Source organism: Aurantimonas sp. A3-2-R12 (genome assembly GCF_036016755.1).
Classification (GTDB): domain Bacteria; phylum Pseudomonadota; class Alphaproteobacteria; order Rhizobiales; family Rhizobiaceae; genus Aurantimonas; species Aurantimonas coralicida_A.
Map to the genome: position 1 here is coordinate 44,656 of NZ_JAYXIH010000020.1, position 20,538 is coordinate 65,193.

Sequence of the window (20,538 nt, forward strand, 5' to 3'; positions counted from 1 at the left end):
CGCGCCTCTCGCGACGGCCGAAACAGGCCGCCGTTCCCTTGCGATCTAGCGCGTCAGGCGCTTGTAGGTCGGGCGTTTGGGGTTGACCGATTCCGGGCCGAGGCGGCGGATCTTGTCCTGCTCGTAATCCTCGAAATTGCCCTCGAACCATTCGACGTGGCTGTCGCCCTCGAAGGCGAGAATGTGCGTCGCCAGCCGGTCGAGGAACATGCGATCATGGCTGATCACCACTGCGCAGCCGGCATATTCCTCCAGCGCGTCCTCGAGCGCGGTCAGCGTCTCGGTGTCGAGATCGTTGGTCGGCTCATCGAGCAGGATGACGTTGGCGCCCGACTTCAGCATCTTGGCGAGATGCACCCGATTGCGCTGGCCGCCCGAGAGGGTGCCGACCTTCTGCTGCTGGTCGCTGCCCTTGAAGTTGAAGTTACCGACATAGGCCCGCGAGTTCATCTCGTATTTGCCGAGCTTCATGATGTCGACGCCGCCCGACACCTCTTCCCAGACCGTCTTGTTCGGTGCGAGATCGTCGCGGCTCTGGTCGACATAACCGAGGTCCACCGTTTCGCCGACATCGACCTTGCCGCTGTCGGGCTGTTCCTGGCCGGTGATCATCTTGAACAAGGTCGACTTGCCGGCGCCGTTCGGGCCGATGATGCCGACGATGCCGCCGGCCGGCAGCTTGAACGACAGGTCTTCGATCAGCACCCGGTCGCCATAGCTCTTGGTCAGGTTCTCGACCTCGATCACCCGGTTGCCGAGCCGCTCGCCGGTCGGGATGACGATCCTGCCGTCGGCCGGTTTGCGGTTTTCGGCGATCTCGACCAGCTCGTTATAGGCCTTGATGCGCGCCTTCGACTTGGTCTGCCGAGCCTTGGCACCCTGCTGAATCCATTCGCGCTCGCGGGTGAGTGCCCGCATGCGGGCGTCGTCCTCGCGGCCCTCTTGCTTCATGCGCTTGGCCTTCTTCTCCAGGTAGCTGGAGTAGTTGCCCTCGTAAGGCATGCCGCGGCCGCGATCGAGCTCAAGGATCCAGCCGGTGACGTTGTCGAGGAAGTAGCGATCATGGGTGACCATCAGCACCGAGCCCTCGTACTCCCTGAGGTGCTTTTCGAGCCACAGGATGGTCTCGGCGTCGAGATGGTTGGTCGGTTCATCGAGCAAGAGGATGTCCGGCTTCGACAGGAGCAGCTGGCAAAGCGCCACTCGGCGCTTTTCGCCCCCGGACAGTGGCGCGATCAGCGCGTCGGCCGGCGGACAGCGCAGCGCGTCCATCGCCATCTCGACCTGGGATTCGAGATCCCACAAATTCTGGGCGTCGATCAGATCCTGGAGCTTCGCCCCCTCCTCCGCCGTCTCCTCGGAGTAGTTCATCATCAGTTCGTTGTAGCGATCGAGGATCGCCTGTTTGTCGGAAACGCCCAGCATGACGTTCTCGAAGACCGTTTTGGTTTCGTCGAGATGCGGCTCCTGCGGCAGATAGCCGACCGTGGCGCCTTCGGCCGCCCAGGCCTCGCCGGTGAATTCCGTGTCGTTGCCTGCCATGATCTTCAGCAGCGTCGACTTACCCGAGCCGTTGGGGCCGAGAATGCCGATCTTGGCGTCCGGATAGAAAGACAGATGGATGTTCTCCAGGACCTTCTTGTTGCCGTAGGCCTTGGTAAGTCCGGACATGTGATAGATGAACTGGCGTGCCATGGCGCGCTGCCGCTCCGTGTGAATGATGGGAAAAGAGAAGTTGCGCCGTACCTAAGCCATCAGGCGCGCCGGGGCAACGGGCGCGGGCGGCATCATCGTCACAGCGACACACCGTTTGCTCGCCCCACCGTCATGCCGACCTATCCTTCTCGCCACGCCCCGCCACGCCCCGCCTGCAGCCGCAACTAGCAGTTCAGCGCTACGTTCGCCCGCTGCGAAATCTCAACGAGCACCCGCTCGGCAGCGACGAGATCCTCAGGCGAAAGACCTTCCGTCACCTTTGCGACTGTTGCCGCGACATCCGCGCGCAGCGGATCGAACAATTCCCTGCCCGATGCACTCAACCGATAGAAGGACTCGTTTGTTGTACAATCCTGCGTGATCTCGAGCAAATACCTCGCAGTCAGAGCATCTATCGCTGCCTCAACTTCCAGACCCGTCGAGACGACATGACCTCGGATCATCGCGTGGGTAAGCTGCTGTTTGGACAGCGATGCAGTTCCCTGCGCGAAGACCAGAACTGTCCACTGCGGGAAGGAGATTCCCGTCCCTTCTAGCTTGCGTTCAAGCAACGCCCGCATCGCTCGCTCGGCGCCTCCAAGAAAGCGGCTGATGTTTGCTGCAGACATCGAACTCTCCTGATTGGAATGAATGCTCGGGTCGGCCCGAACCGCGTGCGGCGGCGACGCTTAACACCGTCCCTCACGGTCACAACCATCCCATCAGACTCTCCGAAAACTGACAATATGCTGTCAAATATAACGTTGGCAACATGCTGTCAATATGCCATCTTCAACGGATGGCTGAAACACCTGCAAAGATCGAAGAGACCGGACAATTGATCTTTGAAATTCTGCGATTGCACGGTCGCCTCGTTGGCGCCGGCGACGCGCTGGTGAGTTCGCTCGGGCTCACCAGCGCAAGGTGGCAACTGCTCGGCACGATCGTTGGCGGCGGTCGCGCCCTCACCGTTTCCGACATTGCCCGCTCGCTCGGCCAATCGCGGCAATCAGTGCAGCGACTGGTGAACGAGCTGGTTTCCGAAGGTATCGTTCAGATGGCCCCGAACCCCGGACATCGTCGGGCACCCCTCTTGTCGCTGACACGACAGGGTGCAGAGATATATGAGCGCGCGGAGGCATCTCGCCTGCCTTGGACGGCCAAACTTTCAGAAGCTCTTGAGGCTTTTGATATTGGTGCCGCAGCGAAGACACTCGCCACGCTACGAGCTGCGCTGGAACGCTGATCGTCATCACCGGCGATCAGAAGGTGCTGATCGCCGGATTAAATGTCGCCTCCCGGACGGATCGCCGGATCTGGACTCTGGGTTTCTCGCGCGCTGCGACGCTCCGACAGAGATCCGCGACGGACCAGCCCGATCAGCCGCCCGTCGATGGCTGCGAGACCCAGGCCGATCAGCCCCATTCCGAGAAAGTGGCGAGGATCGAGGCGTTCCCCCAAGACCAGGGAGCCGAGGATGATGGCGCTGACCGGAATCAAGAAGGTCACGAGCAAGAGGTTGGTCGCGCCGGCCGTCGCCAGAATGCGGAAGTAGAGAACATAGGCGAGCGCCGTCGACAGAGCCGCGATGCCGAGGATCGCGCCGACGGTCGGCAAGCTCGGCATCGCCAACGTCCAGGGCCGATCCACGACGAGCGCCAGCGGCAGCAGCAGCAGCGTCGACGCAGTCACCTGTCCGGTGGCCGTCGCCAGCGGCGCGACGCCCATGCGCTTGAACCGCCGGCCGAAGATGCCGGCGAGCGCGTAGGAGAACGCCGCCGCGAGACAGGCCAACTGCGCCACCACGCCCAGGCCGAAACCCTCCAGCGCCGCCGGCCCGATCATCACCGCGACACCGCTGAGACCGGCGACGATACCGACCAACCGCTTGCCGGTCAGCTTCTCGTCATCGGTCAGGACATGCGCCACGAGCACGGCGAACAGCGGCGTCGTGGCGTTGAGGATGGCTGCGAGGCCCGACGCGATCTGGGTCTGGCCCCAGACGAGCAGGCTGAACGGCACGGCGTTGTTGATGAGGCCCATGATAAGGAAGGCAGCCCAGACGCGCCACTCCCTCGGCATCCTGACGCCCAGCAACCCAAGCGCGGCGAACAGAATCATGCTGGCCAGGCCGACCCGCAGCACAACGATAGTGAAGGGCGGCAGCTCCTTCACCGCCACCTCGGTGAAGAAGAAGGAACCGCCCCACAATACCGAGAGGGTGAGCAACATGCCCCATTCGCCAAGGGTCATCGAACGATTGATCGTCGGCGCGGACAATGAGGTGTCGGTCTGGCGGCGCATGGTCGAATCGGCTCCCGAGCTGTCGAACCTCGGACCCTATGGAACCTTGCCGACGATCACGACCCGATTTCCGGACCGTCCGGCTATTGCCATCCCGCCGCGTCGACGACGCCGCCCCGGCAGCCGCCGCGCACCTTGTTCGCGGCCATGACGAGATCGCCGAAATCGGTTTGCGGCGTGATCGTTCCGGCCAAATTGATGCGCAGCTCCGCGATCAACCGGCGACCGCCGTCGCGGGCGCAGTCGACCAGCACGCGCTGTCCGGCGCCGCGCCCGAAGGCCTTGTCGAAGGCGGCGCGGACAACCGTTGCGTCGAGATGTGTGCCGACGTTGGTCGCGAACATCTGGCCGACCGGCGACGCGTTGAGCTTGCCGATCAGCGCGACCGCGTCGGAGAAATATTCCGAGGCGTCGGTGCCGTAGCAGCTGCCATGCTTGATCCATTGATGCCGGTCGAGATTCGCCTTGGTCCCCGGCATGACGGCATCGAGAGCCCGCCGCGTCTCTCGGCCCAGCTCAGGCTCCGGCAACGCGCTCCAGTCGCCGGTTTTGTCAGAGGCAACCGTGCTTGCCGCCACGCCGCAATACTCGTTCCCGCGCGGCTGCGGCCACAGGCCATGCAGGCTAAAGCCGCCATCCTCGCCGCCGTCCCGGCAGTCCCTTGCTCTTGGCTTGGTCTCGCAGAAGGCGGCGTGCCAACTCGCCGCAAGCACATAGGCACCAGAACCGGAACGCTGGTCGCCGGATGGCGGCGTCCCTCGATCATCTGTCCGGCGTTTCGCGCGTCCCTGCCCCAACGCTTTCGCCAATGCGTCGATGCCCCGTTCTAAAGCGCTACGGCTGCTCGGATCTTCGCGTACAGCGGCCGAGACGCCATCCTCGGCCGCGACGCGGCCACAGCCCACCGCGACCCAGCGGCGCGGCGGCTCGGCGTCCGGAATCACGACATAGTAATGCGTCGCTGCCTGGGCGTTGCGGCCGATCAGCACGTATTCCGTCCCCGGCTCCGTCGCGACGCCGCCCGAATTGGTCTGTTTGCGGATCGATTGCAGCGCCGGACAGCGCGCCTCGGCGACGAAGCGGCCGGTCATCGGCAGCTGCGCGAAGGCGGATGGGGCGGCGAGCAGGAGCGCGGCAAGCAGACAAAAGCGTTTCATGGGCTTTCGATACGTCAGAGCGGCGGCGGGCGAAAGACCGCCGGGCGATCGGGTCAAGCAGAGGGCCATTTCAAGGGGTTTGGGCCGGTGCCTCTTCGCGCTATACCGATGCTCGGTGCGCGTGGAAGAACGTCACCCGGCCCGGCCATCCCGTTGGCCGCCACGGACGAGGATGCGCCGTTGTTCGATCACCGAGAAACCATCGACAGCCGTTCCGGCGCGGCGGTTCACGTCTACAGCCGCAAGGCACAGGGACTTGCGCGCGGCATCGTTCTGATCAACCACGGTCTTGCCGAACATGCAGGCCGCTACGGCCGCTTTGCCGCCGAACTGGCCGGGTTCGGCTTCCACGTCGTCGCCCATGATCACCGTGGCCACGGCTCGACCAGCGCGTCCGACGCGCCCTTCCGAAGATTCGCCCGCCGCCACGGCGCCGACAGGGTGCTCACCGACTGCCGGGCGGTCCATACCCATGCCCTTGGCCGTTATCCCGGCCTGCCGGTGGTGGTCTTCGGCCATTCGATGGGCGGGCTGATCGCCCTGAACTATGCGGAAACCCACGGCCGCGACCTCGCCGGCGCCGCGGTGTGGAACGCCAATTTCCAGACCGGGCTGCAGGAACGCGTCGGCCGGCTGGCGCTCAAGGCCGAAAAGGCGCTGAAGGGATCGGACGTGCCGAGCGCGCTGCTCCAGCGCGCCACCTTCGACGCTTGGGGCAAGGCGATCGAGCCGCGCCGCACCATGTTCGACTGGCTGTCGCATGATGACGCCGCAGTCGATGCCTATATCGCCGACCCGCTCTGCGGCTTTTCGCCGACCTTGTCGATGATGGAGGATGTGATGACCCTAATCTTCCAAGGCGGCTCGCAGGCCGGGCTCGACATGCTGCCGCCCGCGCTGCCGCTTCACCTCCTCGGCGGCACCGCCGACCCGGTGACCGACAAGGGCGAGGCGATCCGGTGGCTGGCCGGCCATCTGCGCCATGCCGGCTCGCGCGACGTCATGGTCGAGATCATCGAGGGCGCCCGGCACGAGACGCTGCACGAATTACCGGCCTATCGCGAGCCCGCCGTCGCCAGTCTCACAGCCTGGCTCCAGCGGATCGTCCCGGCGAGTTGAGGCGTTCGCCTTATTCGACCCCACGCGTCCTGTCGACGCGCCGCAACCCGCTACAGATCTTGCGCTTCGTTCAAGATCGGAGACAGTAAGTTGGCCATGGAGCAATTCCTCGATCCAGAGACACTCGGCACCGCCGCCCGGCAAGCCGGTCGGCTGATCGTCGCGGCTCTGTTCACCGGCGCGATCGGCTATGAACGGGAACGCAAGGATCAACCCGCCGGATTGCGGACGCACATGCTGGTGGGAATCGGCGCCTGCCTGTTCACCCTCCTGATGACGCTGCTGATCGGCCGGTTCGACAGCGGCGACGTGCGCGCCGACCCGATCCGCGTCGTCGGGGCAATCACCAGCGGCGTGGCATTTCTCGCCGCCGGCGTGATCATCCAGGCGCGCGGTCGCGTGCACGGGCTGACCACCGGCGCTTCGCTCTGGCTGGCAGGCGCCATCGGTCTGGGTGCCGGGTTGGGCGAGTACCTTCTATCCTTTATTGCGGTGGTGCTGACGCTCGTCGTGCTGCGGGTGGTCAAGGCATTCGAGTAGCGACCAGGTCCCGCGCGATCCTCCAGATTTGCATGGCTTCGTCATAGCGCAATGGGGCGTGCCGGCTGCGCTTTTCGCGCGAATCTTTTGAAATGGCTGGATTCACGAATCATCCGCCATGCACAGAAAGCATGGCTGACATGCCAAAACCTCTCTGGTTTTGGATGCGAGAATCCCTATGTAGAGAGTACGTTAGTTGCGGGCGATACCTCCTCCCTTCGTTCCGCTCTGACTGTTTCCTCCCAGGATTTTCCAATGGAAGATCCTTCTTTCAGCCGGGTTCTCGCGAACCCGGCTTTTTTTTGCGCCGATCGTCGCCCCCCGCCTGAACTCGTCATCCGTCGGTGATATTCAGCCGGTGATCTTCAGCGGATGCCATTTCCCCGCCTTGACCCGCTTTTGGACGTGCTGTCGGTAGGTCTCGGGCGGTTGGGCGCGCCGCCTTTTATGCCGTGTTTGATTGCAGAATTTACACGCCGCTNCCCCGCCTTGACCCGCTTTTGGACGTGCTGTCGGTAGGTCTCGGGCGGTTGGGCGCGCCGCCTTTTATGCCGTGTTTGATTGCAGAATTTACACGCCGCTACGATATTCTCGCGGATGTCTTTCCCGCCATTTTGTTTGGGCTGCAAATGTTCCGCCGTGCATTGGAAGCGGTTGAGCAAGCCATTTGGCACATGATGACGCTGTAAAAACACCGTGGGATTACCATCCCACATCAAAAAATTACAGTAGTGGCATAGCCAATTCTGCTTCTGTGCACGAGCAGTTCTGATTTTCCTCAGTCTTTCTGGGCTTCCCATTTTACACATCCATTGGCTTCATTGAAATGAAGCGGATGTGCAGCAACCACTCATGGATTGCCCTTAATTCGGAAGGGAATACCCTCGCACGAGACGACACTAGAGAGTGCCACTCCGCAGTATAATCGGTAGATGCAGATCAGAAATCCGCATCAATACAGGAGCCGAGTTGGCTTCCAGACGATCTAAAGTCCGTCTCCGTCGTTCTCCAATATCGCAATATGTGGCGGCCATCAAGTAGCGGTCCGCCTGAGGGATATCTTGATCGCCTGCCACCTTGAGATCGAGCGGAAAGCTCTGGAGGAGATTCCTACCAATGCCGAATGCGCCCTTGCCACCTGCAGGGCAAGGTTCAGCTGATCAACTCGAACGAGTGCACAGACACTGCCCATCGTTGAAAAGCGGTCACCAGACTAACATGACCTCAATGGCGCCAGCGGCAGTTTCCATTTTGCCTCAGCCGTCGAGGCTGGCGCAAAACCGCTGAATGCGTGAACAGGCCTCTTCGAGCAACGCTTCCGACGTCGCGTAGGAAATCCGGAAGTTCGGCCCGAGACCGAAAGCCGCACCGTGAACCACCGCGACGCCTTCCGCTTCCAGCAGCTCGGAAACGAAGTCCTCGTCGCTCGCGATCACCTTGCCGGCCCCGGTCTTCTTGCCGATCAGCCCGGCGCAGGACGGATAGACGTAGAAGGCGCCCTCCGGCGAGGGACAGGCGATGCCGTTCGCCTGGTTCAGCATCGAGACCACCAGATCACGGCGGCCTTCGAAGACGGCGCGGTTGGTATCGATGAAATCCTGCGGACCGTTCAGCGCCTCGACCGCCGCCCATTGGGCGATCGAGCAGGCGCCCGAGGTCTGCTGGCCCTGGATCATGTCCATCGCCTTGATCAGTTGCAACGGTCCGCCGGCATAGCCGATGCGCCAGCCGGTCATCGCATAGGCCTTGGAAACGCCGTTGATGGTCAGCGTACGGTCGTAAAGACCGGGTTCCACCTCGGCCGGGGTCGTGAAGGTGAAGTCACCGTAGACGAGATGCTCATACATGTCGTCGGTCATCACCCAGACATGGGGATGGCACATCAATACGTCGGTCAGCGCCTTCAATTCGGCCCGCGTATAGGCCGCGCCCGACGGATTCGACGGCGAGTTGAACAGGAACCACTTGGTCTTCGGCGTGATCGCCTTTTCGAGCGCGTCAGGCGTCAGCTTGAAATTCGTCTCGATGCCGGCCTCGACGAACACCGAGGTGCCGCCGCAGATCGCCACCATCTCGGGATAGCTCACCCAATAGGGCGCCGGGATGACCACCTCGTCACCGGGATTCAGCGTCGCCATGAAAGCGTTGAACAGGATCTGCTTGCCACCGGTCCCGACGATGGTCTGCTCCGGCTTGTAGTCGAGATTGTTCTCGCGCTTGAATTTCCTGGCGATCGCCTGGCGCAGTTCGGGGATGCCGGAGACCGGCGTATATTTCGTCTCGCCGCGGTTGATGGCCGCGATCGCCGCCTGCTTGATGTTGTGGGGCGTATCGAAGTCCGGCTCGCCGGCGCCCAACCCGATCACATCGCGCCCGGCGGCTTTCAGCTCACGCGCCTTCTGCGCGACAGCGATGGTCGCGGACGGTTTGACGCGATCGAGGGCGGCGGCGAGGAAGGCCATGGGAGGGACTCCGGTCAGAACGTCGGGAAGGCTCCAGCGGGAGCGCGCGGACCCTAATCGCAGACGTTTTGCATCGCAAGCCGGCAGTCAAGCGCCGCGCGAAACAAGCAGCCGCCGTATTTGTTGGGGAAAGCCCACGGGTGCGGCCCGATACGGCTACCGCAGCGGCATTTGAAAGGTAAAGCGGGTCTCTGTCGTGTCGGAGGATACTTCTAGCGTTCCGCCGTGGGCCCGTGCGATCTCCGACGCAATATAGAGACCGAGGCCGAGGCCTTGCTGGCTCGGTCGCGTTGCCGCGCGGAAGAACGGCTGAAACAAGTCGGCAAGTGCTTCTTTCGGGATCGGCTCGCCGGAGTTCGACACCCACAGTCGAAAGTGATCCGCGTCGCTCGACGCTCCCACCCGCACCGCTCCACCGTCGGCCCCATGGGTCAGCGCGTTGCCCAGCAAGTTCGACAGAAGCTGAGAAAGACGTCCGCGATCACACCGGACAGGATCGGCGAAGCCGAAATCCGTTTCGATCGGCGTATCGGGGTAGCTCGAACGAAGCTCCTCGACGACTTGCACGAAAATCGGTTCCAGAGATCCGCACTCGTCCCACTCAAGCTTGAGCCCACCACCCAGGCGGCCCCGAGCGAAATCGAGAAGATTGTCGATCAAGCCCTGCATTCTATGTACACTGCCTTGAATCAGCGCCACGATGTGCGACGCCTTGGCATCGAGCGGCGTCCGTAGCAGCAGCTTTGCTCCGGCGTCGATCGAGGCAACCGGGTTGCGCAAATCGTGACCGAGTACCGCGATGAACTGTTCCCGCAGTTCCGAAATCTTGCGTTCGCTCATCAAGCTGGCCTCGCTGGCGGCCAGGCGCTCGCCGGCATCCAAATGAAAGGCGATGAGCTCCGCGAACAGCTTGAACATGCCGATGGTTTCGGGATTCTTGAGCCGCGCCGGCCGAGGGTCGATCGCGCACAGCGTGCCGAAAAATTCGCCGTTCTCCAGGATAATTGGCATCGAGATATAACTGCGGAAACCGTACATGGCCGGAGTTGGATGCCCGCAATAGGCCCCGTCGCGCGGTACGTCGTCGATGACGACAGGTTCCCGGCTTTCCTCGATCTCATGGCAGATCGTGGTTTCCACCTGCAACTCGCTGCCTGGCTCAAGCCCGAACTCTATGTGGTCGAGGGCTGTACAGGTGATCCAGCGATCCTTGGTGACCCGTGCCACCACCGCGAATCCCATGCCGGTCGTCCGGCAAATCACATCAAGGATTGTCGGCACCGCGTTGATGCGGCCGACAGAATCGATATCGGCTTGAAAATCGTGGCTCAACAGCCCTTTGATCCTTGCGGTGAGGCGTCAGACGCAACTGTTTCAGTCAGACCTGATCGTAAGGCAGCATGTCAAGCCAGAGCCACCTTTAACAGCTATGCTTTCGCATTGTCCCGTGGCGATCGCTGGTGATCATCGCAGCGCAACCTCCGCGATGCAGGAAAACGGCAGAGGTCTTCGGCAAGCCCGCCCTTCAGCGTTCGACGAGCATCTCGAATCCGCCGAAGATCAGGCGTTTGCCGTCAAACGGCATCGGATTGAGATCCGGCTTCAGCCGCGGATCGTCCATCAGCTTGGGCATCGCCTCGTTGCGAACCTCCTTCGACGGCCACAGGATCCAGGAGAAAATCACGGTTTCGTCCGGCTTGCGCTGCACCGCCATTGAAAACGACGTCACCTGGCCCTCGGGCACGTCATCGCCCCAGCATTCCACCACCTTGAGCGCGCCATACTCCTTGAACACCGTCGCCGCGTCCTCGGCATGCTGGCGGAATTTCTCCCGATTGGCGATCGGTACCGCCGCCACGAATCCATCGACATAGGTCATTGTGCTTCCTCCTTCGGCTAAAGATGGTGTCAAAGCAGCAGGCCGCTCCCGCTATCCGACAGGCGACGCCTCTCAAGGCCCATCATAGGCCGCCTGCAAGCCGCATTGGACGGGCGCGCCGCCATCGGTGGTCAAAGCCGCCCAGTATCGGTCTACCTCCGCCTGGTCCTCGCAGTTCACCGCCAGCGAGATCGCGTCGTTGAACGGCTCCTGCGGGCCGCCGTTCAATCCTTGGAACGACTGCCCGGCGAGCGTGAAATCCACCAGGATCACCGAACCCGCCTTACCGCCGGGCCAGTCGAGGCCCGACCGCATCAGCCGGTCGATGCGCGAGTCGGGGAAGACCGACACGTAGAACGCGGCGGCCGCCTCCGCATGGCCGTCGAACCACAGGCAGCTCGAGATTTTCTGCATCCTGGGCATTGCGGTGATCTCCTTCTCGTCTAGGCGCTTTCGCGCGTTCGGCTATCATCATATTCGTCATGCAGCCGCCACCACTGGTACGGCTCGCTCTGCTCCGTTCCCTCCGGCGCATCTTCCCAGCTCTCTTGCCGGCCAAGCGGCGTCAGATCGAGAAAGGTCCAGGGCGTCCCGAGCGTCTCCACTCCGCGACCGGTGGTGAAATAGGTGCGGTAGATGTCGCCGTCGTCGCGGTAGAAGACGTCGAGGCCGAAACCGGTGGTGACGCCGAAGTCGGCGTTGAAATCGTCCGCCGTCGACACCCAGGGCATGGTCCAGCCCATACGCCGCTTGAACGCCTCGATCTCGGCGATCGGCGCGCGCGAGACGAAGACGAGCGAAGTGTCGCGGACGTGCAAATGCGCCAGGTGCGGGATCTGGTCGCCGACCATGCCGCAACCGGAGCAAGGGTCCGGATCGGTGGGTTTTAGCATGTGATGGTAGACGATGAGCTGCCGGCGGCGGTCGAACAGATCGTCGAGACTCGCCTTTCCCGACAGCTTATCGAAGGCATACGCCTTCTCGACCTTCTCCCAAGGCAGCCGGCGCCGCTCGGCGGCCAGCCGGTCATGGGCGTGGGTCAGTTCCTTCTCCTTTGCCCGCAGCGCCTCCTGCGCCCGCAGCCAGTTCTCTCTCGAGACAATATTGCGCATCGCAGTTTCCTCCGCGTCAGGGACCGGACGGGATGTTGGCGGCCCCACTTGTTCAGAATGGCAGACCGTCGCGGCGGTCTTTCAACCGCTGCCGACCGCCGCTAGCATATCAGCTTGGCCATCTCCGCCTGCATCTCCTCGATGCTGACGTCGCGCAGATGCGTGGCGAGAGACCATTTGTGGCCGAACGGATCCTCGACGATCCCGTAGCGATCGCCCCAGAACATGTCGGCGATGGGCATATCGACCGTCGCGCCGGCATCGATCGCCCGACCGAACCAGGCATCCACGTCATCGACCATGAGGTGGATGGTGACCGGCGTCCCCTTCAGATGTTTCGGTCCGGTCATGCCCATCTCGACATTCTCATCGACCAGCATGACCGACGAGCCGTTGATGCACAGACTGGCATTGGCGACCTTGCCGTCTGGCATCGGCAGCAGGAACATCACCTCGGCGCCGAAGGCACGTTGATAAAATTCGATCGCCTCCGTCGCGCCGGCGCATACGAGGTGCGGCGTCACGGCGTGCATCCGGGCGGCCTGCTCCTGAGGTGAGTCTGTTCTGACAGTTTCCATGGCTTCTTCCTCCCCGGTGGTCTTTCTTCGGCGCGTCACAACTCGCGCGCCACCTCCTCGAGCTGTTGGGCACATTGACCCCAGCCCTCGTGAAAACCCATCTCCTCGTGGGCCTTGCGGTCGGCGGCCGACCAGTGCCGAGCTGTGGCGGTGTAGCGCGTCTTCCCGTCCTCATCCTCGAAGGTAAGGGTGACCGTCATGAACGGCTTGTCGGATGGCACCCAAGCGCTGGTATAGGCATCGGTGAACACCAGACGCTCATTCTTTACGACCTCGAGATAGACGCCCGGATTGGGATAGTCCTTGCCCTCCGGGCTCCTCATTGTGACGAGGCTGGAGCCACCGGGCCGAACGTCGAGTTCGGCGCGCGGCGTCGTCCAGGGCTTCGGCGCAAACCATCGTGTCAAAAGCTCCGGCTCGGTCCAGGCCCGGTACACCTTGTCGCGCGGAGCGTCGATCAGGCGGGTCAGAACCAGTTGGCGATCGTTGTTTCCGGCATTCTGGGTCATGTTTCGCTTCCTCCTTGTGGGTGTTTGAACAGCATTTCGAGATATCGCCGCAGATGGTCGAGGCTCTCGACCGCCACCTTCGGGCCGCCCGTCGCTTTGGCCAGGAGCAGCGCGCCCTGGACGACCACCTGGGTGTGCAACGCAAGACTCTCGGCGGTCCATTCCGCCGCGATGCCGCGCTCGCGCATCGCCTCGGCGATGTCGGCCTCCAGAACCTTGGCATGGCCGACGATGCTCGACTCGCAGGCGTCGCGGATCGCCGGATAGGTGGCGAAAGTCTCCTGCACCATGGTGCCGACCAGACAGGTGTATTCGGGCAACTCGCCCCGCAGGATCGCCTTGCGAAAATCCACATAGCCCAGCAGCCGGTCGAGCGGGTCGGACAGTTCGCGATACGGCGCGGCCTCGAAGAACGCGCCGGTCATCATCGACCAGTGGTCGGCGGCGGCGATCGCGAGGTCTTCCTTGGTCTTGAAGTGATGGAAAAAGGCGCCCTTGGTCACCCCCGCCGATCGGCAGATGTCGTCCACTGTCGTGGCCGAGTACCCCTTGCCACGAATGACCGCCAGCGAGGCCTCCAGAAGCTTGCCTCTCGCGCCGGTGGGGATGTCGGTTGATGCCATCAAATCTCTCCTTACCAATTTACATACCAACCAGTTGGTATGTTGTCGAGACGGTTTTTCGCTTTAGCGTTTTTTTCCAGTTTGACAGATAGCGAGCGGGGCCGCTCTCATACGAGGTGCGGTTGGCAAGGGCGCTGGCGGTGGTGGGCGGTTCCCTCTGTCAGACAGCAGCATGCAGGAGGCCGAGACGACGCGGGATGCGATCAGGCCTCCAGCGGCCGTTCCGATTGCTGCGTTCACTGAAATGAATTGGTCGCCGGCGGCCCGATGGCGCACTATCGCGGCGGGCGGTTATCGCCTCCGGCCAAGGGCAGTCTTTCGATGATCACCATTCACGGCATGCAGGACTCGGGCAATTGCTACAAGCCGCGGCTGCTGATGGCTTTGCTCGGGAAACCGTTTCACCATGTCGAGGTCGACTCCCTCGACGGCTCGACGCGGCGGCCGGCGTTTCTCGCTCTCAACCCCATTGCCAAGGTGCCGGTGCTGGAGTTGGAGGACGGGCGGACGCTGCCGGAATCCAACGCGATCCTGGCCTATCTTGGCGAGGGCAGCGCATTCGTCCCCGCCGACCCATTCGAGCGCGCAACAATGCTGTCCTGGATGTTCTTCGAGCAATACAGCCACGAACCCAACGTCGCCGTACGGCACTCGCTGCTCGTCTATCCCAGCCGCAAGGCTCAGGCTACGCCCGAACGGTTGGCGGAGACGCTCGACGGCGGCAACAAGGCCCTCGCCGTCATGGAAACAGCACTGACGCGATCCAACTGGCTGGTCGGCGATGCGCCTACGCTCGCCGACATCGCGCTTTACGCCTATACCCATGTGGCCGACCAGGGCGGCTTCGACCTCGCCGCCTATCCCGGCATTCGCGCCTGGCTCAGCCGGATCGAGGCGCTGCCCGGCTACCAGCCGATGACCTGGCTGCCCGGGACCTGAATGGCGCGTCCCCGTCGCGCGCTCCGCCTCCCGTTCGCAGCGAAAGCCCGTCATGAAATTTCTGCTTCGCTTCGCCCTGATCCTCGTTGCCATACTCCTCCTGGGTATCGGTGGCTTCTTCCTGGCCGGCCCCGAGCGGGTCTGGGAACTGTTTGGCGCCCCGGCCGACCAGGGCGCCGTCGACTTCTCGGCGCTCATTCGCAGTCCGACCCCGAACGACGCCCTCGCCTGTTCGCCGGGCGCCTGCGACGGCGAGATCGACGCAGCGCTGCCCCTTTACGAGGACGCGCCGACGGCACTGCTCGACCGCCTCGACGCCATCGTTCTTGTCGATCCGGACGTCGCGCGGGTCGATGACGGCGGTCGGCCGGACTACCGCCGCTATGTCGCGCGCACGCCCTTGCTGCGCTTTCCCGACACGATCGATGCGCAAGCCCTTCCGGGCGACGACGGCACCCGGTTGCGGCTCTATTCGCGCTCGCTGGTCGGCAAGAGCGATCTCGGCGCCAATGCCGAGCGGCTGAACGCCTGGGCGGGCTTTCTGCAATAATATTGTGCACAATTTTCCAGAATTTGCCTACACTTGACAGCGATTTATGCCAGATGTTATCAGAATTGCGAACCGCTAGTCGTTATTTTTGGATTATTGCCGACAAATAGGAGTGCGCGGCTTGTCGAGACAATCCGATCTTGCCGCCGGGAGGATCGAGGAACTCATCATGAGCGGTGAGTTCGCTCTGGGCGCGCATATCAACGAATTCGCGTTGTCGGCGCGGTTGGGCGTCGGCCGGGCCGCCATTCGCGAGGCATGCCACGCCCTTGTCCGGGTGGGCCTCGTCAAGATCGTTCCCAACCAGGGGGCCTTCGTCAAAGACCTGTCCCTGCTGGAAATCACCCAGATCTTTGACATTCGCTCGAGTCTCGGCCGCCTGGCAGGGCGGCAGGCGGCCCTATTGATCGACGCCGAAGGTCTTTCCCGTCTGCGCGGACTGATCCAGGAAATGGACAAGGTCGCCCTCGATCGCGACTCCGAGCGCTATGTCGCGCTGAATCTCGATTTCCACGACGCCCTCTACAAGGTCAGTCGCAACGAGCGACTTGCCGAACTCGACCGCGCGCTCGGCAAGGAGCTGCGCATCTACCGTCGCCATGGGCTCGCCTTCGGTGGCGGCCTCGCCGTCTCCAATCAGGAGCATCGCGAGATCATGACAGCCATCGAGCAGGGGGACTGCGAGATGGCCGGCGTCCATCTCGAAAAACACATCCGCAGCGGCAAGGAGCGCTTCCTGAACGCCATGTCCGCGACAGGAAAGCTGGTGCTGCAGTCCGATACGCTCGCCGCCGACCCAGCCAAAACGAAGAAGAAAGCCTGATCACCGATGAAGATTACCAAAGTCGAATGTCTGACCGTCCACCCGGGTTGGCGCAAGAACCTGATTTTCGTGAGGGTCGAGACCGACGCGGGCATCGTCGGCTGGGGAGAAGCCTATAGTCAATACGACAGGGACCGCGCCATAGCGGCCCAAGTGGAAGAACTCGGCCGCTATGTGGTCGGTCGGGACCCGTTCCAGATCCGCCATATCTGTCAGGTCGCCTTCGACGATTACGCCCAACGTCGCGCCTCGCTGGAGTTCCACTGCGCCGTGTCGGGCATCGAACAGGCCCTCTGGGACATCGTCGGCAAGGCGACGGAGCAACCCGTCTACAACCTACTGGGCGGCAAGACCCGCGAGCGCATCCGCGTCTATGCCAATGGCTGGGGCTATAAGCTGCAAGAGGTAGCCGATTATGCTCGTGCAGCCGAAAAGGTGGTCGAAAGCGGCTTCACGGCGCTGAAGCTCGACCCGCTGCCTCGACCATGGCGCACCTTCATTCCGAGGCAGCACATTCGTCAATCGGTGAACATCATACGCGGGATCCGCGATGCGGTCGGTCCCGACGTGGACATTTTGCTCGACATTCATCGTCGGCTCGCGCCGATGCATGCCATCGAACTGGCCAATGCCCTCGCTGAATTCGAACCGTATTGGTTCGAGGAGCCTTGCCAATCGGAGAACATCCAGGCGCTCGCGGAAGTCCGGGCCAGTTCGCCAATCCCGACCGTGACCGGCGAAGCTCTCTACGGTCGGGCCGGCTTCCGGCCGGTACTTCGAGAGCGTGCCGTCGACATCATCAACCCCGATGTCGCCAATTGCGGCGGGATCTTGGAATTGATGTACATCGCGGCCGCCGCGGAAACGGAGATGATCGCCTGTTCGCCCCATAACTACAATTCGACGACGCTGGCGCTTTCGGCCACCGTGCATGCCTCGGCCTGCATGCCGAACTTCATTATCACCGAATATTTCATTCCGTTCGAGGAACTCGGCGCGAAGCTCTGTCGCAATCCGCTCAAGCCGGTTGACGGTTACATCACCCTTCCGGACGGGCCCGGCTTGGGTCTCGACGTCAATGAGGAGGCGGTTCGCTCGATGCCCGGCAAACCTTTCCCCAAGCGCGACCTGCCGCTGCCGGAGAACGAAGGGCCGCGCAACGCCGCAATGTCGAAGGCATTCTGAGGAGGAAAAAATGCAAGCTATGAAAACACTTATCGCTGCCGCGTCGCTGTCGATCATGGCGCTGGTCCAGGCGCCTGTCGCCCAGGCCCAAGCCTATCCCGAAAACGATATTCGCTTCGTCGTCTGGTCATCTGCGGGCTCACCGCTCGACACGATGATGCGTCAGCTCGGCCGTCAACTGAGCGAGGAGCTTGGCGTCGAAGTGCCGGTCGAAAATCGCAAAGGCGGCTCGGGCGCAGTCGCCATGTCTTACGTCATGACCCAGCCTGCCGACGGTTATACGGTGCTCTCGACGACGGCGAGCATGACGTTCACGATGGCCAAGGGCAAAATTCCGTTCACGCCAGACAACTTCACCGTGCTGCGTGCCTTGCAGGCAGAACCGTCGGCCGTCGCGGTGCGCGCCGACAGCGACCTGCGGGACATGAAGGACTTCGTCAAATACCTGCAGGAAAATCCCAACGGCCTGAGGATCGGCGGTTACGCGTCCGCCGGATTCCACCAGTTCGTCTTCTATCGCCTCCAGCAAGAAGCCGATTTCGAGGCGGCATGGGTACCTTTCGACGGCGGCAACGAAGCAGCCATTGCCTTGCTCGGCGGGCATATCGACGCCGCGGTTCTGACTCCGAGTTCGGCCAAGGCCCAACTTGCGAACGGCGACTTCCGGCTGCTCGGAATCTCCACCGAGAGCAGCGACCGGTATTTCCCCGACACTCCGACTTTCAAGGAACAGGGATATGACGTCGTGGAATCGATCTGGCGCGGTGTGATGGTGCGCGAAGGAACGCCTCAGGAAGCGATCGACCGGCTGATCGCGGCGATCGCGGCCGTCGAGGAAACCACGGCATGGCAGGAGTTCATGGAGAAGAACATGCAGTCCTCCCTCGACCTCGATCAGGAGGAAATGCAGATACAGGTGCGCAAGGAGGTCGAATCCCGCCGCGCCTTCCTCGAGGAAAACGGATTCGCCAATTGAGCGATCCAGCCTATGAACAGCATGAGCGCCGCGGGCCGGCGCTCATGCGGTACGGGACAATCGGGACCGCACTGGTGCTGATCGTCGTGGCGATCACCATGATCGTCGTTGCGGGCAATTATCCGAAACCCACCACGTTGGGATCACCGGGACCGGCGCGGCTGCCGATCATCTTCGGAACCCTTCTCGTGATCCTCTCGGGGGGCCTGATCGCGCGCAGCTTCGTCGGCCCGCATGAGCCCGAACTGACGCTTCAGGGCATGCCGCGTGCGCTGGCCCTGGCCGCGGGCACGGCGATCTGCATCTATCTCTGGAGCTTTCTGAATTTCCTGGTGCTTTTTATCCCGGCGACACTGCTCGGGGTGCGCCTGCTGGGCGCGGGCTGGACCGGAGCGATCATAGCGGCAATCGTCATTCCCGGCTCCGCCTACACACTCTTCGGGCTTCTGCTCAACGTTCCCTTCCCCTAACCCTCGGCCGGATCGAACATCATGCAGAATCTACTGCTCGGCATCGAGGCCGTCTTCACGTGGCAAGGGCTGTTGGCGATCTTCGTTGGCACCGCCCTCGGCATCGTCGTCGGAGCCCTGCCCGGTCTCGGCCCGTCTCTCGGTGTCGCGCTTCTTATTCCGGCAACGTTCAGCCTGTCGCCCTCCGTGGGCTTCAACCTCCTCGTTTCACTGTATATCGCCGCGGAATACGGAGGCTCGATATCCGCGATCCTCATCGGAACACCGGGTACGGCGGCGGCTACCGCCACCGTCGTGGACGGCTACCCGATGAACCGACAAGGCCGGGGCGCCTTGGCGCTACAGACCTCGCTTTCCGCCTCGACCTTCGGCGGCGTCGTCGGTGCAATCGCGCTGATCGTCTTTTCCCAGCCGCTCGTTGTCTTTGTGCTGCAATTCGGGCCCCCGGAATACTTCGCGTTGGGATTGTTCGGCCTGACCCTGATCGCGAGTTTGAGCGGGGATACCATTCTGAAGGGCTTGGCGGCGGGCATCATCGGTCTCTTGCTCGCCGTGGTCGGCGTCGACCCGATCTCCGGCACACCGCGCTACACCGGATCCTTTTTCGAACTGTATGAGGGCATCCCCTTCCTGGCCGTGCTCATCGGGGTCTTCGCGCTGGCGGAAGCTTTCACGCTGGCGGAACGGGATGACACCCGCAAGGAAGCCCGCATCAGCGACTCCGGCGAGAAGCTTGGATTGCGCGGAGCGGCTTCGATGCTCCCGACATTCTTGCGCGGCTCGGCGATCGGTACCGTCATCGGCGCGATCCCGGGCGCCGGAGCCAACATCGCCGGTTGGCTCGCCTATGATCAGGAACGCCGTTGGTCCGATAAGCCGGAAACCTTCGGCAAGGGCCAGATCAAGGGGGTCGCGGCGCCGGAAGCAGCCAACAGCGCCTCGGTCGGCGGTGCGCTGATGCCCCTCCTCACCCTGGGTCTTCCCGGCAGTCCCACGACCGCCGTGCTGATCGGCGCGCTCATCATTCACGGGCTGCAACCCGGCCCGAGACTTTTCGCCGAGAATCCGGACGTGGTCTACGGCCTGTTCGTGGGAATGCTGGTCGCCTTCCCGATGCTGTTCGTGCTGGGGACGGCCGCCATGCCTCTCTGGCGCAAGGTCCTCGCCCTGCCGAATTCCGTCCTTGCCGTCGGCATCGTCATGCTCTCGCTGGTCGGCACATATGCCCTGCGCAACCTGATGTTCGACGTGTGGCTGGCGCTCCTCTTCGGGATCGGCGGCTACTTCTTGAAGAAGTTGCGATTCCCGATGGCACCGCTTGTTCTGGCAATGGTGCTTGGCGCCATTGTGGAATCGAACTATGCGCGCTCCCTGATCATGTCGCAGGGCTCACACGGAATTTTCTTCGAGCGGCCGCTCAGCATCGCCCTCATTCTGGTCGCGGCAGCGGCTCTCGTCTGGCCCCTCGTCTCGCTCGTGATGAGGCGATGGCGGGCAGCGGGCGCGGCGTAGGGCCTTACACCAACCAGGTACGTCGTCGCCCGATCGCCCGGCCCGGCCCTTGCGTCGCGCGGGTCGAGCCGCTAGCCCCAGCGCCAACCCAATTTCGCCGGTGCC

General features: G+C 62.8%; 23 protein-coding genes and 1 pseudogene. 10 read left to right on the forward strand and 14 right to left on the reverse strand.

What is annotated here, in order from left to right; genetic code table 11:
• Positions 1–45 precede the first annotated feature (45 nt).
• Both ettA and VSX60_RS12130 read right to left on the reverse strand, forming a co-directional pair.
• Positions 46–1,695, reverse strand: coding sequence for an energy-dependent translational throttle protein EttA (gene ettA, locus VSX60_RS12125; protein ID WP_327624458.1), 1,650 nt, complete (start codon positions 1,693–1,695; stop codon positions 46–48).
• A gap of 185 nt (positions 1,696–1,880) precedes the next feature.
• Positions 1,881–2,324 carry a MarR family winged helix-turn-helix transcriptional regulator gene (locus tag VSX60_RS12130; protein ID WP_327624459.1) on the reverse strand — a complete coding sequence of 148 codons (444 nt, stop codon included), beginning with the start codon at positions 2,322–2,324 and terminating at the stop codon, positions 1,881–1,883.
• Between the two features lie 170 nt (positions 2,325–2,494).
• On the opposite strand from VSX60_RS12130, the gene VSX60_RS12135 reads away from it, so the two are divergent.
• Complete coding sequence (locus tag VSX60_RS12135; RefSeq protein WP_327624460.1) at positions 2,495–2,941, forward strand: MarR family winged helix-turn-helix transcriptional regulator; 447 nt, start codon at positions 2,495–2,497, stop codon at positions 2,939–2,941.
• Positions 2,942–2,979: 38 nt separating this feature from the next.
• On the opposite strand, the gene VSX60_RS12140 is transcribed toward VSX60_RS12135, so the two are convergent.
• Together VSX60_RS12140 and VSX60_RS12145 are read right to left on the reverse strand one after the other, a co-directional pair.
• Positions 2,980–3,999, reverse strand: coding sequence for a DMT family transporter (locus tag VSX60_RS12140; RefSeq protein WP_442873089.1), 1,020 nt, complete (start codon positions 3,997–3,999; stop codon positions 2,980–2,982).
• Positions 4,000–4,082: 83 nt separating this feature from the next.
• Positions 4,083–5,156 (reverse strand): ribonuclease T2 family protein, encoded by a 1,074-nt coding sequence (locus VSX60_RS12145; RefSeq protein ID WP_327624461.1) that lies wholly within the window; start codon positions 5,154–5,156, stop codon positions 4,083–4,085.
• Between the two features lie 180 nt (positions 5,157–5,336).
• On the opposite strand from VSX60_RS12145, the gene VSX60_RS12150 reads away from it, so the two are divergent.
• Positions 5,337–6,275, forward strand: coding sequence for an alpha/beta hydrolase (locus VSX60_RS12150; RefSeq protein WP_327624462.1), 939 nt, complete (start codon positions 5,337–5,339; stop codon positions 6,273–6,275).
• Positions 6,276–6,371: 96 nt separating this feature from the next.
• Positions 6,372–6,815, forward strand: a complete 444-nt coding sequence (locus VSX60_RS12155) for an MgtC/SapB family protein (protein ID WP_327624497.1) — start codon at positions 6,372–6,374, stop codon at positions 6,813–6,815.
• Positions 6,816–7,180: 365 nt separating this feature from the next.
• Here the strand turns inward: VSX60_RS12155 and VSX60_RS22580 are convergent, their stop codons facing one another.
• From VSX60_RS22580 to VSX60_RS12205, 10 genes and pseudogenes are all read right to left on the reverse strand, one after another.
• The gene (locus tag VSX60_RS22580) at positions 7,181–7,624 is read right to left on the reverse strand and encodes an HNH endonuclease (RefSeq protein ID WP_442873090.1); all 444 of its coding nucleotides are present in this window, start codon (positions 7,622–7,624) and stop codon (positions 7,181–7,183) included.
• Positions 7,625–8,071: 447 nt separating this feature from the next.
• Positions 8,072–9,277, reverse strand: coding sequence for a pyridoxal phosphate-dependent aminotransferase (locus VSX60_RS12165; RefSeq protein WP_327624464.1), 1,206 nt, complete (start codon positions 9,275–9,277; stop codon positions 8,072–8,074).
• A gap of 156 nt (positions 9,278–9,433) precedes the next feature.
• Positions 9,434–10,195 carry a sensor histidine kinase gene (locus VSX60_RS12170; RefSeq protein ID WP_327624498.1) on the reverse strand — a complete coding sequence of 254 codons (762 nt, stop codon included), beginning with the start codon at positions 10,193–10,195 and terminating at the stop codon, positions 9,434–9,436.
• Between the two features lie 18 nt (positions 10,196–10,213).
• A pseudogene (locus tag VSX60_RS12175) lies at positions 10,214–10,519 on the reverse strand (GAF domain-containing protein); the annotation flags it as partial.
• A 283-nt stretch (positions 10,520–10,802) separates the two neighbouring features.
• Positions 10,803–11,156, reverse strand: a complete 354-nt coding sequence (locus VSX60_RS12180) for a DUF1428 domain-containing protein (protein ID WP_327624465.1) — start codon at positions 11,154–11,156, stop codon at positions 10,803–10,805.
• Between the two features lie 72 nt (positions 11,157–11,228).
• Positions 11,229–11,579, reverse strand: a complete 351-nt coding sequence (locus VSX60_RS12185) for a VOC family protein (RefSeq protein ID WP_327624466.1) — start codon at positions 11,577–11,579, stop codon at positions 11,229–11,231.
• Between the two features lie 20 nt (positions 11,580–11,599).
• The gene (locus VSX60_RS12190) at positions 11,600–12,268 is read right to left on the reverse strand and encodes a DUF899 domain-containing protein (RefSeq protein WP_327624467.1); all 669 of its coding nucleotides are present in this window, start codon (positions 12,266–12,268) and stop codon (positions 11,600–11,602) included.
• Between the two features lie 101 nt (positions 12,269–12,369).
• Positions 12,370–12,846 carry a VOC family protein gene (locus VSX60_RS12195; RefSeq protein WP_327624468.1) on the reverse strand — a complete coding sequence of 159 codons (477 nt, stop codon included), beginning with the start codon at positions 12,844–12,846 and terminating at the stop codon, positions 12,370–12,372.
• A 35-nt stretch (positions 12,847–12,881) separates the two neighbouring features.
• Positions 12,882–13,355 carry an SRPBCC family protein gene (locus tag VSX60_RS12200; RefSeq protein WP_327624469.1) on the reverse strand — a complete coding sequence of 158 codons (474 nt, stop codon included), beginning with the start codon at positions 13,353–13,355 and terminating at the stop codon, positions 12,882–12,884.
• Complete coding sequence (locus tag VSX60_RS12205) at positions 13,352–13,978, reverse strand: TetR/AcrR family transcriptional regulator (protein WP_327624470.1); 627 nt, start codon at positions 13,976–13,978, stop codon at positions 13,352–13,354. The genes VSX60_RS12200 and VSX60_RS12205 overlap by 4 nt, the downstream gene beginning before the upstream one ends.
• 321 nt (positions 13,979–14,299) lie before the next feature.
• On the opposite strand from VSX60_RS12205, the gene VSX60_RS12210 reads away from it, so the two are divergent.
• From VSX60_RS12210 to VSX60_RS12240, 7 genes are all read left to right on the forward strand, one after another.
• Positions 14,300–14,917, forward strand: coding sequence for a glutathione S-transferase family protein (locus tag VSX60_RS12210; protein ID WP_327624471.1), 618 nt, complete (start codon positions 14,300–14,302; stop codon positions 14,915–14,917).
• Positions 14,918–14,969: 52 nt separating this feature from the next.
• Positions 14,970–15,467 carry a DUF1499 domain-containing protein gene (locus VSX60_RS12215; RefSeq protein WP_327624472.1) on the forward strand — a complete coding sequence of 166 codons (498 nt, stop codon included), beginning with the start codon at positions 14,970–14,972 and terminating at the stop codon, positions 15,465–15,467.
• 121 nt (positions 15,468–15,588) lie between these two features.
• Positions 15,589–16,290, forward strand: a complete 702-nt coding sequence (locus tag VSX60_RS12220; RefSeq protein WP_327624473.1) for a GntR family transcriptional regulator — start codon at positions 15,589–15,591, stop codon at positions 16,288–16,290.
• A 6-nt stretch (positions 16,291–16,296) separates the two neighbouring features.
• Complete coding sequence (locus tag VSX60_RS12225) at positions 16,297–17,475, forward strand: mandelate racemase/muconate lactonizing enzyme family protein (RefSeq protein ID WP_327624474.1); 1,179 nt, start codon at positions 16,297–16,299, stop codon at positions 17,473–17,475.
• A gap of 10 nt (positions 17,476–17,485) precedes the next feature.
• Complete coding sequence (locus VSX60_RS12230) at positions 17,486–18,451, forward strand: Bug family tripartite tricarboxylate transporter substrate binding protein (RefSeq protein ID WP_327624475.1); 966 nt, start codon at positions 17,486–17,488, stop codon at positions 18,449–18,451.
• A complete protein-coding gene (locus tag VSX60_RS12235; protein WP_327624476.1) occupies positions 18,448–18,921 on the forward strand; it encodes a tripartite tricarboxylate transporter TctB family protein in 474 nt (157 codons plus the stop codon). Before VSX60_RS12230 ends, VSX60_RS12235 begins: the two co-directional genes overlap by 4 nt.
• A gap of 21 nt (positions 18,922–18,942) precedes the next feature.
• Entirely contained in the window at positions 18,943–20,433 is a 1,491-nt protein-coding gene (locus VSX60_RS12240) for a tripartite tricarboxylate transporter permease (protein ID WP_327624477.1), read from the forward strand.
• Positions 20,434–20,538 lie beyond the last annotated feature (105 nt).

Bases quoted from the DNA above. Each gene is read 5' to 3' on its own strand.
- ettA (WP_327624458.1), bottom strand. From the start codon at position 1,695: ATGGCACGCCAGTTCATCTATCACATGTCCGGACTTACCAAGGCCTAC.
- VSX60_RS12130 (WP_327624459.1), bottom strand. From the start codon at position 2,324: ATGTCTGCAGCAAACATCAGCCGCTTTCTTGGAGGCGCCGAGCGAGCG.
- VSX60_RS12135 (WP_327624460.1), top strand. From the start codon at position 2,495: ATGGCTGAAACACCTGCAAAGATCGAAGAGACCGGACAATTGATCTTT.
- VSX60_RS12140 (WP_442873089.1), bottom strand. From the start codon at position 3,999: ATGCGCCGCCAGACCGACACCTCATTGTCCGCGCCGACGATCAATCGT.
- VSX60_RS12145 (WP_327624461.1), bottom strand. From the start codon at position 5,156: ATGAAACGCTTTTGTCTGCTTGCCGCGCTCCTGCTCGCCGCCCCATCC.
- VSX60_RS12155 (WP_327624497.1), top strand. From the start codon at position 6,372: ATGGAGCAATTCCTCGATCCAGAGACACTCGGCACCGCCGCCCGGCAA.
- VSX60_RS12165 (WP_327624464.1), bottom strand. From the start codon at position 9,277: ATGGCCTTCCTCGCCGCCGCCCTCGATCGCGTCAAACCGTCCGCGACC.
- VSX60_RS12170 (WP_327624498.1), bottom strand. From the start codon at position 10,195: ATGTTCAAGCTGTTCGCGGAGCTCATCGCCTTTCATTTGGATGCCGGC.
- VSX60_RS12180 (WP_327624465.1), bottom strand. From the start codon at position 11,156: ATGACCTATGTCGATGGATTCGTGGCGGCGGTACCGATCGCCAATCGG.
- VSX60_RS12185 (WP_327624466.1), bottom strand. From the start codon at position 11,579: ATGCCCAGGATGCAGAAAATCTCGAGCTGCCTGTGGTTCGACGGCCAT.
- VSX60_RS12190 (WP_327624467.1), bottom strand. From the start codon at position 12,268: ATGCGCAATATTGTCTCGAGAGAGAACTGGCTGCGGGCGCAGGAGGCG.
- VSX60_RS12195 (WP_327624468.1), bottom strand. From the start codon at position 12,846: ATGGAAACTGTCAGAACAGACTCACCTCAGGAGCAGGCCGCCCGGATG.
- VSX60_RS12200 (WP_327624469.1), bottom strand. From the start codon at position 13,355: ATGACCCAGAATGCCGGAAACAACGATCGCCAACTGGTTCTGACCCGC.
- VSX60_RS12205 (WP_327624470.1), bottom strand. From the start codon at position 13,978: ATGGCATCAACCGACATCCCCACCGGCGCGAGAGGCAAGCTTCTGGAG.
- VSX60_RS12210 (WP_327624471.1), top strand. From the start codon at position 14,300: ATGATCACCATTCACGGCATGCAGGACTCGGGCAATTGCTACAAGCCG.
- VSX60_RS12215 (WP_327624472.1), top strand. From the start codon at position 14,970: ATGAAATTTCTGCTTCGCTTCGCCCTGATCCTCGTTGCCATACTCCTC.
- VSX60_RS12225 (WP_327624474.1), top strand. From the start codon at position 16,297: ATGAAGATTACCAAAGTCGAATGTCTGACCGTCCACCCGGGTTGGCGC.
- VSX60_RS12230 (WP_327624475.1), top strand. From the start codon at position 17,486: ATGCAAGCTATGAAAACACTTATCGCTGCCGCGTCGCTGTCGATCATG.
- VSX60_RS12240 (WP_327624477.1), top strand. From the start codon at position 18,943: ATGCAGAATCTACTGCTCGGCATCGAGGCCGTCTTCACGTGGCAAGGG.